Genomic DNA, 16027 nt, shown 5'->3' with positions numbered 1-16027 from the left:
TTAAACAAATTCATAATATGAAACTTCCTTTATTTCCTTTGAAATCAGTTTTTTTTCCGGGAGAGACTGTGCCCCTTCATATTTTTGAAGACCGATACAAACAATTGATCAATGATTGTCGCAAGGAAGCTCTGACCTTTGGCATCCCTGTTTACATCAACAATTCCATTTCATATGGAACCGAGGTGCAGTTGGTTGAGGTGGTCAATACGTATGAAACTGGAGAAATGGATGTGGTTTGTGTGGCACGTCAAATTTTTAAGGTACTGAGTTTTGAAAAACAGTTGGAGGGTAAATTGTATGCCGGAGGGGAAGTGGAATTCTTGGAAATTGAAAACGATGCAGATGAAGCTTTGAGGGAAGAGGTGCTTCAAAAGGTCGAGAACCTTTATGACATAATGGATGTTCCTTTTACCAAAATATCACCCAAACAGTTTAATAGCTATTCTTTGGCCCACAAAATGGGACTTTCTTTTGAGCAAGAATATAAATTGTTGCTCATGACAAAAGAAACGGACCGATTGAATTTTATAAAGGAACATTTGGATGCAACAGCCAATGTTCTAAATGAAGTGAACCGCACCAAAGGCGTTATTGAAATGAACGGGCACTTTAAAAATTTTGATCCATTGGACTTTCAAGATTTCAAGTTGTAGTGTCCGGAATAGCGAAACTGACTTTTAATTAAGGTTTAATCGGTAATTATTCATTTAACATCTTCAATTTGTCAGCGGTGTTTTCTATTTTTGTCAGCAAACAAAAGTAAATTCACAGATGAATCTTCACGAATATCAAGGAAAAGAGATTTTAGCCAGTTTTGGGGTTAGGATCCAAAGAGGAATTGTTGCTCACAACGCCAAGGAAGCGGTAGATGCCGCAAAACAACTTACACAGGAAACCGGAACCGGATGGCACGTAATCAAAGCACAGGTTCATGCAGGTGGCCGTGGTAAAGGCGGAGGAGTAAAATTGGCCAAAAACTTGAAAGAGGTAGAAGAGTTGGCAGGTAACATTATAGGAATGAACCTCGTTACCCCACAAACATCTGCGGAAGGTAAAAAAGTTCATCAGGTTTTGGTCGCTGAGGATGTGTATTATCCGGGTGATAGCGAAACCAGCGAATTTTATATGTCCGTTCTTTTGAACAGGGGAACAGGTAAAAACATGATCATGTATTCTACCGAAGGTGGAATGGATATTGAAGAAGTGGCTGAAAAGACACCACATTTGATCTTTACCGAAGAAGTTGATCCAGGATTGGGTCTATTGCCTTTCCAGGCAAGAAGAATAGCGTTCAACCTGGGACTGTCCGGTACAGCCTTCAAAGAGATGGTGAAATTTGTTATGTCTTTATATAAGGCTTATGTTGAAAGTGATTCCAGTCTTTTTGAGATCAACCCGGTTTTGAAGACTTCAGATGACAAAATCATGGCGGTAGATGCCAAAGTTACCATCGATGACAACGCTTTATATAGAAGAAAGGCCTATGCAGAGATGCGTGACCTTCGTGAAGAAAACCCGATTGAGGTTGAGGCTCGTGAGGTGGGCTTGAACTATGTGGATCTGGACGGCAACGTGGGTTGTATGGTAAATGGAGCCGGATTGGCCATGGCTACCATGGATTTGATCAAAATGGCCGGTGGAGAACCAGCGAACTTCTTGGATGTAGGAGGTACTGCAGATGCCAAAAGGGTAGAAGAGGCCTTCCGTATTATTCTTAAGGATCCTAACGTTAAAGCCATCCTTATCAATATTTTTGGTGGTATTGTACGTTGTGATCGAGTTGCCCAGGGTGTTGTGGATGCCTATAAAAATATGGGAGACGCCATACAGGTGCCGATTATCGTAAGATTGCAGGGAACCAATGCAGAGTTGGCCAAAGAAATTATAGACAATTCTGGTTTGGCTGTTCACTCCGCTGTTCAGTTTAAAGAAGCAGCGGATAAAGTAGAGGAAGTTTTGAGCTAGACCTCAAACCTTAAAATACATTTCAAGGGCAACGTTCAAACGTTGCCTTTTTTTATGCTTAAAACTTTTTGAACCGCATTTTTTGTCTTAAAAATCACTGGTAAACATAAATTATTCATTTTGAACGCGTTCTGTCGCATAATTTTTGCCGGCTTCATTTTTCCAGTTAAATCGGGGTGTTAGCCCAAGATTAAGGACTTTAAACATTTGTTAAATCACCCCAAACTGTAACAATTTTGTTTTTTAATCGTCTTATTTTTGTAGTGTCATTAAAAAAGACTTTTAATAGAGTCGAATTTTTGACAAATCATCAATCATCAATTTTTAATCAAAAAACAAAATCATGAGAAATTTAAAAACTGTTACGGTTGCATTGGCATTGTTCGCAACCATGAGTGCATTTGCAACAAAAGGTAAAAAGGCTACAAAAGCGACCAATCTTTCTGGCCAGATTTATGAAATGTTGAAAGACAATAGACTAAACGTTGAGGACAGTGAGCTTACTGCTGAGGTTCGTTTTATTGTAACTGAAAAAGGAGAATTGCTAGTGCTTTCCGTAGAAACGAAAGATGAAATTATGGAAGGCTTCGTAAAAAGCCGTTTGAACTACAAAAAGGTGCAATTGGATAATGTGGCACCTGGTAGAGTTTACGAAGTTCCAGTACGCATTACCGCTTAAAAACGGGAATTATTTTGAGTTAGTTAGAAAAAGCCCTGAAATTCAGGGCTTTTTTATGTACTAAAACCAGTTGTTTGGAGTTATCTAGTTGAGGTAACGAACCAGAACCATACATTATGGGTACGTACAAGGAAAAATTGAGCATTCTTTCGGAGATGATCGGATTTGCAAGGGTGGACCATTCCCTGAAGCAATCCGAATATGAATTTTTACTTAAAGTGGCCCGCAATTTAGGGGTGACCAAAGAGGTTTTTGATGGGCTATTAAAGGAGAAATCACCTAAAGTCCGATTAAAAACACAGGCTGAACGCATTGTACAATTCCATCGACTTATCTTGCTTATGAACATTGATCACGAGCAACATAAGAAGGAAATCAACACCCTTTACAATATTGGTCTCAAAATGGGGTTGCCACCGGCCGCTATCAGTCAGGTGTTGGAAGTAATGCACCGTTACCCGGATAATATTGTACCGCCAGATGTGCTTATCAATATCTTCAAAGCATATTACAATTAATGTCAAAAAGGCAGTATATTTTCCTTGATACATGTCAAAAAGACATGTATTTTCTATTGGTATAGGTTTTGACTTATACCTGGTGATTTAAATGTTTAACTAAAATTGAATCGCCATGAGTATAGTAAAAAGAAACAACCTGTTTTTTCCATCTTTGATGAACGATTTTATTAGTCCAGATTGGTTCGGTGGAACAGATAAGTGGACTAACACTTCCATGCCCGCAGTAAATATAAAGGAGAATACCGAAGGATTTGAATTGGAACTTGCCGTTCCAGGTATGAAAAAAGATGATTTCACCGTGGAAATCGACAACGATGTGTTGACCATTTCCAGTGAGGTTAATACTGAAAACGAAGAAAAAGAGGACAATTACACAAGAAAAGAGTTTTCCTTTACTTCTTTTAAAAGGGCTTTCACATTGCCCGAAACTGTAGATGGCTCTAAAATCGATGCTAAGTACGAAGATGGAATATTGAAGTTGACATTGCCTAAAAAACAAGAGGCATTGCCAAAACCAAAAAGAATGATTGAAATAGGATAAGACATTAGAACACCAACTATAGGTGTTTCATGATGGTTGGATTAGTTGGTTAGTTGAGGCGCGCTCCTGCATTTGCTGGGGCGCGTTTTTTATTCCTTTTCCTGAAGCATTTTTATCTCGTCCCTAAGTTTGGCCGCTTCCATAAAGTTAAGTTCTTTGGCCGCCTTTTCCATGGCTTTTCTTTTATCCCTGATCAGTTTTTCCTTTTGGTCTTCAGTGATGTAATTAAGATCTGGCTCTGCTGCACGTAACTCTTCTTTCTGGAAGTGATAAGTGGATACTGAGTTTTTGGCCAAAGCACTATCTAAGTTCTTCTTAAGTGCCGTTGGGGTAATATTGTTTTCTTTGTTGTAAGCCATCTGCTTGTCCCTTCTGTAGTTGGTCTCGTCAATGGTTTTTTGCATGCTTTCGGTAATGGTATCTGCATACATTATGGCTTTTCCGTTCAAGTTTCGGGCGGCACGGCCAACCGTTTGTGTCAAGGAACGGTTACTTCTTAAAAAACCTTCTTTATCCGCATCCAAAATGGCTACAAGAGAGACCTCGGGCAAATCCAACCCTTCACGCAAAAGGTTTACACCAATAAGTACATCAAAAAGTCCTTTTCGAAGATCCTGCATAATTTCCACACGCTCAAGGGTGTCCACATCGCTATGTATGTAACGGCAACGGATATCAATTCTCGATAAGTATTTGGTAAGCTCTTCTGCCATGCGTTTGGTAAGCGTGGTCACCAAAGTTCGCTCATCCAATTCAACCCGTTGCTGGATTTCCTCAACTAGGTCGTCGATTTGGTTTTCGCTGGGCCGAACCTCAATTTCGGGATCCAACAATCCGGTAGGGCGGATAATTTGTTCCACATAAACGCCTTCGCTCAATTCCAATTCGTAATCGGCAGGAGTGGCGCTCACATAAAGTACTTGGTTTTGAAGGGCTTCAAACTCTTCGAACTTTAATGGACGGTTGTCCATGGCGGCTGGTAGCCGAAAACCGTATTCCACCAAATTTTCCTTTCTGGAGCGGTCGCCCCCGTACATAGCGTGTACCTGAGGTATGGTCACGTGGCTTTCATCGATTACCATTAAATAATCATCGGGGAAGTAATCCAACAAACAGAAAGGTCGGGTGCCCGGCTTTCTTCCGTCCAAATAGCGTGAATAATTCTCGATGCCCGAACAATAGCCGAGTTCGCGGATCATTTCCAAGTCAAAATTGGTGCGCTCCTCCAAGCGTTTTGCTTCAAGAGGCCTACCGATTTCCTTAAAATAATCCACTTGTTTTACCAAGTCGTCCTGAATTTCCTTGATCGCGTTTTGAAGCACATCGGGAGAGGTCACGAACATATTGGCGGGGTAAATGTTCAGGGTGTCGTAAATCTCGATAACCTTGTTGTTATATGGATCCAATGCCTCAATTTCTTCTATCTCATCACCAAAAAAGTGAATACGGAAGGCATGGTCGGCATACCCTGGAAAAACATCCACTACATCCCCTTTCACCCTAAAATTTCCGTTCCTAAAATCAGCAGTGGTTCGGGCATAAAGGCTTTGGACCAACTGCTTTAAAAACTTGGTTCTTGAAATAACTTGATCTCTGTGTATGGTAATCACATTCTTTTGAAACTCAATAGGGTTTCCGATACCGTACAAACAGGACACTGAGGCTACCACAAGCACATCCCGTCGTCCCGAAAGGAGGGAGGAAGTGGTGCTCAAACGTAACTTTTCAATATCCTCGTTTATGGAAAGGTCTTTTTCAATATAAAGTCCGCTTGTGGGAATATAAGCCTCTGGCTGGTAGTAATCGTAGTATGATACAAAATATTCCACGGCATTGTTAGGGAAAAACTGCTTAAACTCCGAGTATAATTGAGCTGCCAAGGTCTTGTTGTGGGCCAGAACCAAGGTAGGTCTCTGCACTGATTCAACAACGTTGGCAACCGTAAATGTTTTTCCCGAACCGGTTACACCAAGCAAGGTTTGGTGGCGAGCCTTGGATTCAATGCCTTCCACTAATTGTTTGATGGCTTCGGGCTGATCTCCCGTGGGTTTAAAGTCAGAAACTACCTGAAATTTCATTCGATAAAAATACTAAAGGATGCCTCCAAAAGGAAGTAAAATGGAGATATTATCTTTTTAGTGTGAAATGACCTTTGATCTCTCGATTGGAATCGTCAATGGCAACGAACCAGTAGTCCCCCGAAGGAAGTGATCTTCCCCTAACAGTTCCATCCCATCCTTGTGAATTTTGAAAAATCTGCTTTAGGAAATTACCGTATCGGTCAAAGATCCGGATACTTTTTAATACAACCGGTTCTGTTTTTTGGGGTTGAATAAATTGCCAATAATCGTTGATGTTATCTCCATTTGGAGTGAAAAACTTTGGAAAACCCTCTACGGTTAAATCTTGTGTGAATTCTTTTTGTGCGATTCCACAGCCATTTTTGTCGCGGACATAGATGGTATGGCTTCCGGGTTCCACATTGTTAAACGTATTACTATCGGAATATGGCCCATCAATAGTGTCAATGGCATATTGGTAACTACCATTGCCCGATGCAATCACCGTCAACTGCAACGAAGAAACGGTTGGCTGGGCAATAATGTTTTCTATGGTGGCCATTTCTGATGCAACTACTTCAAATATTTTGGATGATGGACATTCAATGGTATTTCCATTTTGGGTTATTGTGTTATAGGCTTCATATCGGTACTGCCCGTTTTCGGTAATGGTAACTTCTTTTGTCGACGAAATCAATGTTTCATCATCAAACTCATCAATTTGATACCAGCGGTACCCTTCTGCTTCATCTGTTGATGAAATTACCGAAGGACCTTCGTTTTGACAAGAGGAAAAAGAATCGGGAAAATCAATTTCTGGGTTAATGATGATATACTCTTCTGTATCAAAATCCAGGTATGGACCGCATCCAAGAATGGTGCTGAAACTGGTTTGGAAGCATCCTTCGGCCTGCCCGGCATCATTAAATGGTATTATAGTGATAAAGAAAGTTTTGTTCGGTTCAAAGTTGACCACAGGAGTGGAATTGGTGTTGAAAATAGAACCATCCAAAATATCTGTGTCCGTTGGTGTTGTGCCTATAGTTACCATATAGCCCGTTGCATCGGGAACAGCATTCCATTCCAGGAAAGGGGAGAGCGGAACATTGGTTTCACCATTTTGTGGATATATCATAGTTGTGCAATCCGGTATTTCCGATGCTGCTCGGGTGGTAAACTGTTGCGTAGTGCATCCGGTGGTCGAGCCTAACGAATTGTAGGGCACTATGGTAACGTAAACAGTGGATTCTGAAGGAATCAGATCTTCCGGTGGATTGTAGGTCAGGGTGTTGCCAACATCAAAATTATTCAAAAGCTCCGTTCCCTCTGGAGTACTGCCCAAACTCAACCGGTAACCCTCAGCACCGTAGGTATAGTTCCACGAGATATTGGTGTTGGGATTAATATCTATTGCCATATCCGGAGGGTTCGTTGTTTCCGTGCAGCCTGGAATTGCTGTCAACGGTTCTGTTGTAAAACTATAACTGGGGCACGTAACGTTTGGCTGGTTAAAAAAGAAAAGGGTAATGGTCACGTAAATGGTTGTATTGGCAGGAAGTCCACGCGGTGGAGTGTAGGACGATCCACTTGCAAATTGGGAAGCGAGTATATCATTGTCGCCTGGACTTGTGCCCAATGTAATATTGTAAGATGGTACACCATCTACCGTTTCCCAGTCGATGGTGGCATCCAGCGGAACATCAGTAGCTCCATCTGCAGGGTATAGGATATCCGGGCAAACCTGTGCATCGGTAGCCAAACCTATTAAAAGGGCAACCCATAAAATGTATCTGTTCAACATTTACATGATAATGTGTACCTCACAAGATACTACAAATCACGTTTCTTCAATAATACGTAGGATAAATAGATGAATATGGCTGTCCAAACAATCACGATCAAGAACTCATACCAATACACATGGTAGTCGAACTTCATGTTTTCACCGATTTGCTCGCCTATATTCTGAACGGCGGAAAGTCTTGTGAACGGCTCCTTGATCAAATTGGACATGGATTCTAGAGGGAAGAAGCGTTTTAACGCCTTGGCAGACTCCCAGCTCATTACCTTCCATCCCAGCAAACCAAATACCACTTGCTCCAAAATGGTCCATAGAATAAGGAACCCCAATGCAAAGGCCGAGCGTTTTACCAAAATGCCCAAAAAGAGACAAAAAGAGAAGAAACCGACCAATTTTAAAAAGAAAGCAGGTAAAAATTCCATATCCGAAAAAATGATGGATACCTCATTGTAATCGGAATAAACCAACCCCAGGATCATAGATACCACAAATACAAAAATGGTGGATATCAGGGCAAATGAAATCACGGTAAGCACTTTGGAAAGGATAAACTCCTTTTTGGACAAACCATCGATCAGGTTTTGTTTAATGGTCTTGTTACTGTATTCGTTGGACATCATGGAAACAATGACGATGGCCAAAAACAATTTGAACAATGCTGTGACGAAGGTGTTGAAATGCCAGATGTAAGGAAAATTGAAAATCCCTTGATCGGCCAAGTGAAATTGAACTGGGCCAATATCGAACTTGATGGCTGCAATCAGTGCTATCGATGTCAATAACACAAAATAGGAGATGATCAGCACCTTGCTGGCCCTATTGTTCCAAAGTTTTATAAATTCTATTTGTAGGAGACGTAACATTCGTTTTTTGATTAGTTATTGTTGGTCAAGGTTAAAAATTGTTCTTCCAAGCTCTCTTTTCTTTTCACTATATGAGAAAGTACAATTCCTCTTTCAAATAGGGTCTTGTTCAAACTCTCTGCATCCATTTCCTCTTTTAGATATGCAGTAATGGTGCCATTAAAGTTTTCCACTTTACCAAAACTTGCATTTTTTTCCAGGAGCTCTTGAAGTTGGTCCATGTTAGCTGTACGCAGTTCAAAAAAACCATGACTTGCCAACATGCTGTCCACGGGACCTGTGTATAGATTTTCACCCTTACGGAGGATGATAACGTGGGAGCAGACCTTTTCCACTTCATCCAATAAGTGGGATGCCAATAAAATGGTGGTGCCCTGACCTGCTATTATTTTTATGATTTCTCGAATCTGATGAATACCCTGAGGGTCCAAACCATTGGTGGGTTCGTCCAGAATTAAAATCTCAGGATCGTTGAGCAGGGCAGAGGCAATGGCCAAACGCTGTTTCATACCCAGTGAATAGGTTCTGAACTTGCTGTTGCGACGATCCCACAACCCGACCAATTCCAGTTTTTCCTGAATTTTGGTTTCTGGAACATCCTTTATTTTACAGACCAATCTTAAATTTTGGATAGCGTTCATGTAAGGATAAAAGTTAGGGCGCTCAATAATGGCACCTACCTTTTTAAGTGCATCATGGGTTGAAGTGGTTCCATCGAACCAGCTAAAATCGCCGGAAGTACGGTTAACCACATTTAATATAATGCCCAAAGTGGTGGACTTGCCACTGCCATTGGGTCCCAATATGCCATAAACGTTTCCCTTTTCTATGGTAAAGGAAAGATCTTTGACGGCTGTGAGGTAACCAAATTTTTTTGTAAGATGGTTAACGGTGAGTATTGTTTCCAAGAGAAGCTATCGTTTTTTGAATGGTTTATACTAACTTGACGATGTTTATCGCATTTTGTTACAAAATAATCAAATACAATGTCCGAAGAGAAATTAATGTCGAAAAAGAAACCGGCTTATCCTATAAGCAAAGAGCTGGATAAATATTTGGATTATTACAATCGAAAAATTGAGATTCCTATCCATTATGAAGACCTTCTAAGGTTTTCGGGAAGTGTTGCCGTTTATGATGCAAACGATGAAGATACCCTTTGGGTAAGGGTTTTTTATCCAGAGTTTGACCGAGATGAGATTGATTTGGCCCTGAAGCGTGTATATTCAAATTTTGTTTCGGATGGTAGCGATTCGATTTTTCAGTACCTCAATGTGGATTATGTGGACTATTGCACTTTTGGGAATTCGAAACCTTTTAGAATTAAGGTTCGAAATATTTTGAACGATAACTACACCTTGTTCTATGTAAAAAGGACCGATGCATCACGGGTCTATGGTTTGGAGTTGGAGCATATGCTCTCACCGTACAATTTGAACTTTGTGATTTATGAGAACACCTTGATAGAGGAGCATATTGTGGGTATTCCCGGAGATGTTTTTATGAAAAAAAACCTACCGGAATGCACGGAATTCGAAAAAGCACAAATTGCCAAAGAATTTGTGAAGTTCAATGAAAGGTGCATGATACGTTTATTGGGAGACATGCGTTCCTATAACTATGTGATCGTTCCCACCCACGATTTTGATAGTGTGGTTTATAAGATACGGGCCATTGACTTTGATCAACAATGTTACGAAGGCAAGATAAAAGTGTACCGTCCCCAATTTTTTAAGGAGAATAAAACAATGGTCGATTTGGTACAAGGTAAATTGACCATAGATTCCGTAAATCAATATATTGTAGAGGAACGTTCGATCATAGCCAAAAGAATACTTAGTTGGGGTAGAAGGTTAAAAAGGCTTTTGGATGCATGTATCGCAGATACCATTGCCCCTCCCGAAAACATAGAAACACTAAAAGCCCAACTTCAGGAGCTGACAGGTGACATTAACTTTAGGGACAGTAAAAACATGGGGGAAATATTGACCCATGCTTTGGATTTTGTCAAACGAAATTACGAAGATGTGAGCATGAAACAGATTATAGACAAGAAGTTCTAACTTTTCTGTTCTTTGTTAAAATATACAAGGTAGTAGTACATCTGCCGTTCCTCGTCCCAACCTTTTTCCACAAATTTCTCTGCCGATTCAGGGTTGATGAAATCCATCTTAATTTGAATATTGGTATCCAAATTGATGACATTCTTGATTTTTTTACGGGCATCGCTAACCGCCTTGTTGGCAATGTCAAAATTGGAAACGTCCTCAATGCTGTATTTGGGGCCTTTTTCCACTTTGTAGTGTTTAAATTCTGGAATCAGTTCAGGATTTTCCATAACCTCGTTCAAGAATGAGGTCTCTTCAAAATTGTCGTTTTTGGCAAAATGGTTCACCGCACGGTTCATGAACATGACCTCTTGTTGCTTGTCTTCGGCGGGTAAAACCACGTCTTTGGCAAAGTTTTGGCAGAACTTAAGGTAATTTTTGGTGTAGAAGTTCTCATCGGTCAATGGGAGAACACCTAAAAAGTTTTCCAACCAATATTTGGCATCATATCGGTTGCTGTCAACAGAAAGTACTTTATACCCCTCTTCTTTATTGGTGTTAAAAACGATACAGCCCTTATCCAGTTTATTGATATTGATTCCCTGACGAATCAAAATCTCCAAGTTGTGCTCCTTTTCTTCAAACTGAAGAAAATCGTGTTTCAACTCACTTTTAAAAATACCAACGGCATCCGTTTTTTGGTTGTCGATGACCATGTCTGCAAAATGGACCACATAAACTTCCCCGCTTTTAATATGAGGATGGTTGGACTGCTCATATAGGTGGCTGGTTATTTTTTTTGACAATCTATGATTATCGGATGGGTTGTCGAATATTCCGGAAACAGCCATATAGACCTCGTTGAACTCCAAATCAACCTCATGGCCAAACTTATAGTAGTTCTCTTCTTTTTCCCTGAAAGGTTTAAAGAAATACTCCTTTAGCAAACCGGACATTTCATCGTTTAGGGTAAAAGGCTCTGCGGATAAAAACGCAGATTCGTTTTTACTTTTGTTGCCAACACGGTGAAGCGATATGCTTTCAATTTGGGCGGTATATAGGTTCAGCATTTTTAGGGGATGTGATTAATGGTTAAAAATTTAGGTCAAGTATTTGGTCAGTTCCAGTTTTCGTCAAAGTCCATATCGTCATAACTGTCCAAAAGGTCGTCATAATCGCCCTCATCATCATTGGGTTCTGCTTCGAACTGTTTTTCTGGTGGGGCATCCGGCAGTTCACCAAAGGTGAAAAGCACATTGGGGTAAACCCGGCCATCTTCTTTTTCAACAATATCGGCGAGTTCCACAAAAAAGGTCCACATGCTGAAAAAGTCGTATACATAGATCAGCTTGGGATTTTTTTCATTCATAATATCAGCTAACGTGGTTTCGTTCATTAACCGAATATCCGAACCACTCTCACTCATGTCAAAAAGGGCAATTTCCTCATCTTGGTTCCATTCTTCATCACAAGTGTAGAACGAGGCCATTTCACTCCCCTCAAAACCAAAAGCTTGGGTTATCGCATTGTGGAAATCTTCCAAATTACTTTGGTCCTCAATTTCGATATCACGAAAGATATCTTCCTCAGCATCAAGTATTATCCTGATTTTATAAATCATCCATCAAATTTTAGAGTGGGCACAAAGGTACAATAAATAGACCTTATTTGGAGAACCTGTGCAGGGTAAAAGTCATGGCGGCCAAAAGGAAAAATGCCCCTATTTGATGCGCAATTCCCAGCCAAAGCGGCACTGCGTAGATCAACGTGAGCACACCCAATAAAAACTGCACAAAAACCAAAGCCAGCAAACTTTGCAATCCTTTTTCTTGTAGTGCCGTGGTCTCCATTTTTCTAGTTCTGAACCAAATCAGTGCAATAACCCCAACTACAATATAGGCCAGGTAACGGTGCACGAACTGGACCCCACTTTTTCCTTCAAAAAAGTTTTTGATGACGGGCTGCTGCTCAATATATACAGTTTCGTGAATCAGCTTGCCGTCGCTCATCAAGGGCCAATGGTTGTGTATAAAACCTGCGTCCAAACCGGCCACGAAGGCTCCCCAAATAATTTGGAGCAACAGCACTACAAGTCCGATCCGTATCAAGTTTCGTATTTTTTTGTTGATTTCTTTTTTTTCAGGGTACATAAGGTCCAAGGCCACCCATAAACTATAGGCAAAGGTCAGGAATGCCGTGGTCAAGTGTGCGGCCAATCTAAAGTGGGAAACATCGGGACGGTCCACAAGGCCACTTTTTACCATGTACCAACCCAAAAAACCCTGGAATCCGCCCATAAAGAGCAAAATCAAACATTTTTTAATAGTCGGCCTATCCAATTTTTTTGTGACCAAAAAGAAAAGGAATGGTACAATGAACACAACTCCAATAAATCTTCCAATAACTCTGTGCAACCATTCCCAAAAGTAGATGTCCTTGAACTCTTCGAGTCCAAAATGATAGTTGAGTTTCTGGTATTCCGGGTATTGCTTGTACAGTTCAAAAGCTTCTTGCCATTCCTGTTCGTTCATCGGTGGAATGGTTCCCTGTATCAATTTATAGTCGGAAATTGAAAGTCCAGAGTGGGTAAGCCGCGTTATCCCTCCCACTAAAACCATGACAAAAATGAGAAAACATCCAGTTAACAACCAATACACTACATATTTGTTCTTTTTCATTCGGAATGTATTTTTAAATTCATTTTTTTGCCTTTTTCCAACATAAAATTGTAGGCGGCCTCATATTCGTTGGGGATTTCCCCCTCTAAAATGGCTTCTTTGATAGCGTCTTTGATAATGCCTATTTCCTTGGAAGGTTTTAGGTTGAAGGTTTTCATGATTTCCTCACCGGAAACAGGAGGCTGAAAGTTCCGGATATGGTCACGCTCTTCGACCTCGACTATTTTTTGGCGAACTATTTTGAAGTTGTTCTTGTATTTTTTCTGTTTCTTCGGGTTCTTGGTTGTGATGTCGGCTTCACAAAGGGTCATAAGGTCTTCCACAAAATCTCCAGCGTCGAAGACCAATCGTCTTACTGCAGAATCGGTCACATGGTCTTCGGACAAAATGATGGGCCTAGAACTCATCAATACCATTTTCTGAACGAATTTCATCTTTTCGTTCAACGGCATTCGCAACCTTTTGAAGAGTTTGTAAACCATTTTTGCTCCCACAAATTCATGTGCATGGAAGGTCCATCCGATTTTTTTATGGAATTTTTTGGTGGGCGCCTTGCCGATATCGTGCAGCAATGCAGCCCAGCGCAACCAAAGGTTGTCCGTGGTCTCTGCGATATTGTCCACCACTTCCAAGGTGTGCCAAAAGTTGTCCTTGTGGCGTTGGCCCTCTATTTCTTCAATGCCTTGCAGTGCTGTCAGTTCGGGTAGAATCAAGGGGAGCAATCCTGTTTGGTGCATCAATTTAAAACCTAGGGACGGTTTGGAACTCATCAATATTTTGTTCAGTTCGTCCACGATACGCTCCTTGGAAACTATTTTAATACGGTCCTTGTTCTCGGTAATGGCCTGAAGCGATTGCAATTCAATGGTAAAATGCAATTGTGTGGCAAATCGAATGGCACGCATCATACGCAAGGGGTCATCGGAATAGGTGATACCGGGTTCCAAAGGTGTTCGGATAATGTGCCTGTCCAGATCGGCCAAGCCATCAAAAGGATCCAGGAGTTCCCCAAAATTGGATTCGTTCAACGCCAAGGCCATGGCATTGATGGTAAAATCGCGACGGTTCTGGTCGTCTTCCAAGGTTCCATCTTCCACAATGGGCTTTCGGCTATCCCGATTGTAGCTTTCTTTTCGGGCCCCCACAAATTCCAGTTCTAAATCCTTGTGCTTGATCATGGCCGTACCAAAATTCTTGAATACGGAAATCTCAGGTTTCCCTTTTAATTTGGATGCCACTTTTTTAGCGAGTTCAATTCCACTGCCTATGGCTACAATGTCTATATCCTTTGGAGTGTTTCTTTTTAAAAAGTAATCTCGAACAAAACCACCGATGACATAAGCGTCCACGCTCAACTCATCTGAAGCTTCGCCAATAAGTTTAAAAATAGGGTGTTGTATCGCTTCTGTATGGAATTCCTTCGTCATTGTTATTCCCGAATAACCTTCACCTGTCCGTCGCTACTCAATTTAATGATAGAGGAGGGGGAAGGGTTTATATTTTCGTCTGGCAAATTTACCACATAGTCCACTCCTTTTAAAATTTCTTCATCAATATCCTTGAATTGTTTTGGGGTGGGATTGCCCGAGATATTGGCCGATGTGGATACAATGGGCTTTCTGAATTTATTGATGAGGTATTGGCAAAATTTATCCGAAGCTACACGAATGGCCAGTGTATTGTCTTCCGCCACCAGATTGCTAGCAATGCCCATGGGGTTGTCGAATACGATAGTGGTCGGTTTTGTTGCCAAGTCCATAATATCGTAGGCGACATCGGGCACTTCTTTTACGTGGCGTTCCAGCATGGCTTGGTTGGCTACCAAACAAATGAGTGCCTTGGTGTCTTCACGCTTTTTAAGGGCGTACACTTTTTTCACCGCTTCGGGGTTAGTGGCATCACAACCTATGCCCCATACGGTATCGGTAGGGTAGAGGATGAGTCCGCCCTCTTGTAATACTTTATGGCAGTTATTGATTTCTTCGGTCAATGTTTTCGAATTTTAGTTGAAAGTGGTCGGTCAACGCCTGCCACTGTATTCTGTTTTTGTCCAACCCAATGTTTCCTTTTTTCAAGGAAACCTTTTGAGAGCCCCAAATGGGAATTGGTTCTTTTCCGCTATTGTCGGCTTGAATGGAATATGTTCCCTTGATCAGCCCCATTATTTTGAACCATAAATCGTCGGCATTGGGTGCAAGCTTTAGGAACAGGTCTTGCTCAAATACTTTTTGGTCCATTGTGTTGGGTGGGTACAAAGTTCCGCCTGCTCCAATGGGTAACGTCAATTTTGGATTTTCACATCCTGATTCATTTGGTTTCCATTGTTTGTAGGGCAGTAGCTCACCTGATTCGTCATAAGTGATACATCGCGTTTGATTGGCGACAATGTTGTCCGGATGTTTTTGATGTGCCTCATATAGCTTCGACAACCAATTTTTTCGGTACATCATATCATCATCACAAGTAATGATCGTTTTTTCTGGGTACTGTTTTAAAGGCTCGACCAATTTTCTGTGTGAACTAAAATAATCGGTAAATTTAATATCGAACAAATCGCCGGTCAAACTATTCAGTTTTTTTGGGATTTTACCCCTCAGGTCTTCATGTAACCAAAGCACAATTTTTTCGGGCAACACATCTTGATTCAGCAAACTCCGGATAGTAAGATGTACAATCTTTAATCTTGAAGGAATTGAAGCCAATGAAACAATTACAGGAATTTGCTTTTTATTGGATGTAAGCGTCTCCTTGGATTGCCAAGTCAACTTAGCTTGATGAAACAGTGAAACAGGAATTTCCTTGACCTTCATTCTGGAAGTTTAGAATCACAAAATTAAGGATATGAGATAACATTTAATATTTCTATTT

General features: G+C 40.9%; 16 protein-coding genes. 6 read left to right on the top strand and 10 right to left on the bottom strand.

Translation table 11 applies throughout. The features are described 5' to 3' along the window. The first annotated feature begins 17 nt into the window (after positions 1-17). From J0654_RS08495 to J0654_RS08475, 5 genes are all read left to right on the top strand, one after another. Positions 18-656 (top strand): LON peptidase substrate-binding domain-containing protein, encoded by a 639-nt coding sequence (locus J0654_RS08495; RefSeq protein WP_207027657.1) that lies wholly within the window; start codon positions 18-20, stop codon positions 654-656. A 118-nt stretch (positions 657-774) separates the two neighbouring features. Then, positions 775-1968 carry an ADP-forming succinate--CoA ligase subunit beta gene (sucC, locus tag J0654_RS08490; protein WP_207027655.1) on the top strand — a complete coding sequence of 398 codons (1194 nt, stop codon included), beginning with the start codon at positions 775-777 and terminating at the stop codon, positions 1966-1968. 343 nt (positions 1969-2311) lie between these two features. Continuing rightward, positions 2312-2647, top strand: a complete 336-nt coding sequence (locus J0654_RS08485; RefSeq protein ID WP_207027653.1) for a hypothetical protein — start codon at positions 2312-2314, stop codon at positions 2645-2647. A 116-nt stretch (positions 2648-2763) separates the two neighbouring features. Further along, the gene (locus J0654_RS08480) at positions 2764-3165 is read left to right on the top strand and encodes a TerB family tellurite resistance protein (protein WP_207027651.1); all 402 of its coding nucleotides are present in this window, start codon (positions 2764-2766) and stop codon (positions 3163-3165) included. A 115-nt stretch (positions 3166-3280) separates the two neighbouring features. After that, the gene (locus tag J0654_RS08475; protein WP_207027649.1) at positions 3281-3709 is read left to right on the top strand and encodes an Hsp20/alpha crystallin family protein; all 429 of its coding nucleotides are present in this window, start codon (positions 3281-3283) and stop codon (positions 3707-3709) included. An 89-nt stretch (positions 3710-3798) separates the two neighbouring features. Here the strand turns inward: J0654_RS08475 and uvrB are convergent, their stop codons facing one another. The 4 genes from uvrB to J0654_RS08455 are packed head-to-tail and all read right to left on the bottom strand — an operon-like array spanning position 3799 to position 9341. Then, positions 3799-5787, bottom strand: coding sequence for an excinuclease ABC subunit UvrB (gene uvrB / locus J0654_RS08470; protein ID WP_207027647.1), 1989 nt, complete (start codon positions 5785-5787; stop codon positions 3799-3801). 49 nt (positions 5788-5836) lie between these two features. Then, complete coding sequence (locus tag J0654_RS08465) at positions 5837-7570, bottom strand: T9SS type B sorting domain-containing protein (protein WP_207027645.1); 1734 nt, start codon at positions 7568-7570, stop codon at positions 5837-5839. Positions 7571-7599: 29 nt separating this feature from the next. After that, positions 7600-8433, bottom strand: coding sequence for an ABC transporter permease (locus J0654_RS08460; RefSeq protein ID WP_207027643.1), 834 nt, complete (start codon positions 8431-8433; stop codon positions 7600-7602). Between the two features lie 11 nt (positions 8434-8444). Then, on the bottom strand, positions 8445-9341 hold the full coding sequence (locus J0654_RS08455) for an ABC transporter ATP-binding protein (RefSeq protein ID WP_207027641.1): 897 nt from the start codon (positions 9339-9341) through the stop codon (positions 8445-8447). A 78-nt stretch (positions 9342-9419) separates the two neighbouring features. Between J0654_RS08455 and J0654_RS08450 the strand changes: the two genes are divergently transcribed. Then, positions 9420-10496, top strand: coding sequence for a hypothetical protein (locus tag J0654_RS08450; protein ID WP_207027639.1), 1077 nt, complete (start codon positions 9420-9422; stop codon positions 10494-10496). Here J0654_RS08450 and J0654_RS08445 read toward each other — a convergent pair. From J0654_RS08445 to J0654_RS08420, 6 genes are read right to left on the bottom strand one after another with little or no spacing between them, the layout of a single operon-like run. Continuing rightward, complete coding sequence (locus J0654_RS08445; RefSeq protein WP_207027637.1) at positions 10493-11551, bottom strand: nucleoid-associated protein; 1059 nt, start codon at positions 11549-11551, stop codon at positions 10493-10495. The two genes, J0654_RS08450 and J0654_RS08445, sit on opposite strands and share 4 nt — an antisense overlap. 47 nt (positions 11552-11598) lie before the next feature. Next, positions 11599-12102: an IS1096 element passenger TnpR family protein gene (locus tag J0654_RS08440; protein WP_207027634.1), complete on the bottom strand. Its 504-nt coding sequence runs from the start codon at positions 12100-12102 to the stop codon at positions 11599-11601. Positions 12103-12145: 43 nt separating this feature from the next. Further along, positions 12146-13159 (bottom strand): COX15/CtaA family protein, encoded by a 1014-nt coding sequence (locus tag J0654_RS08435; RefSeq protein WP_207027632.1) that lies wholly within the window; start codon positions 13157-13159, stop codon positions 12146-12148. Beyond that, positions 13156-14586: a CCA tRNA nucleotidyltransferase gene (locus tag J0654_RS08430; RefSeq protein ID WP_207027630.1), complete on the bottom strand. Its 1431-nt coding sequence runs from the start codon at positions 14584-14586 to the stop codon at positions 13156-13158. Before J0654_RS08430 ends, J0654_RS08435 begins: the two co-directional genes overlap by 4 nt. 2 nt (positions 14587-14588) lie before the next feature. Continuing rightward, a complete protein-coding gene (locus tag J0654_RS08425; protein WP_207027628.1) occupies positions 14589-15149 on the bottom strand; it encodes an L-threonylcarbamoyladenylate synthase in 561 nt (186 codons plus the stop codon). Then, positions 15130-15969, bottom strand: a complete 840-nt coding sequence (locus J0654_RS08420) for a zinc-binding alcohol dehydrogenase (protein ID WP_207027626.1) — start codon at positions 15967-15969, stop codon at positions 15130-15132. The genes J0654_RS08425 and J0654_RS08420 overlap by 20 nt, the downstream gene beginning before the upstream one ends. Positions 15970-16027: the final 58 nt, after the last annotated feature.

Origin of the sequence: Flagellimonas profundi (assembly GCF_017313275.1) — a bacterium.
Lineage (GTDB): Bacteria > Bacteroidota > Bacteroidia > Flavobacteriales > Flavobacteriaceae > Flagellimonas > Flagellimonas profundi.
This window is presented reverse-complemented; position numbering and strand designations above follow the sequence as displayed.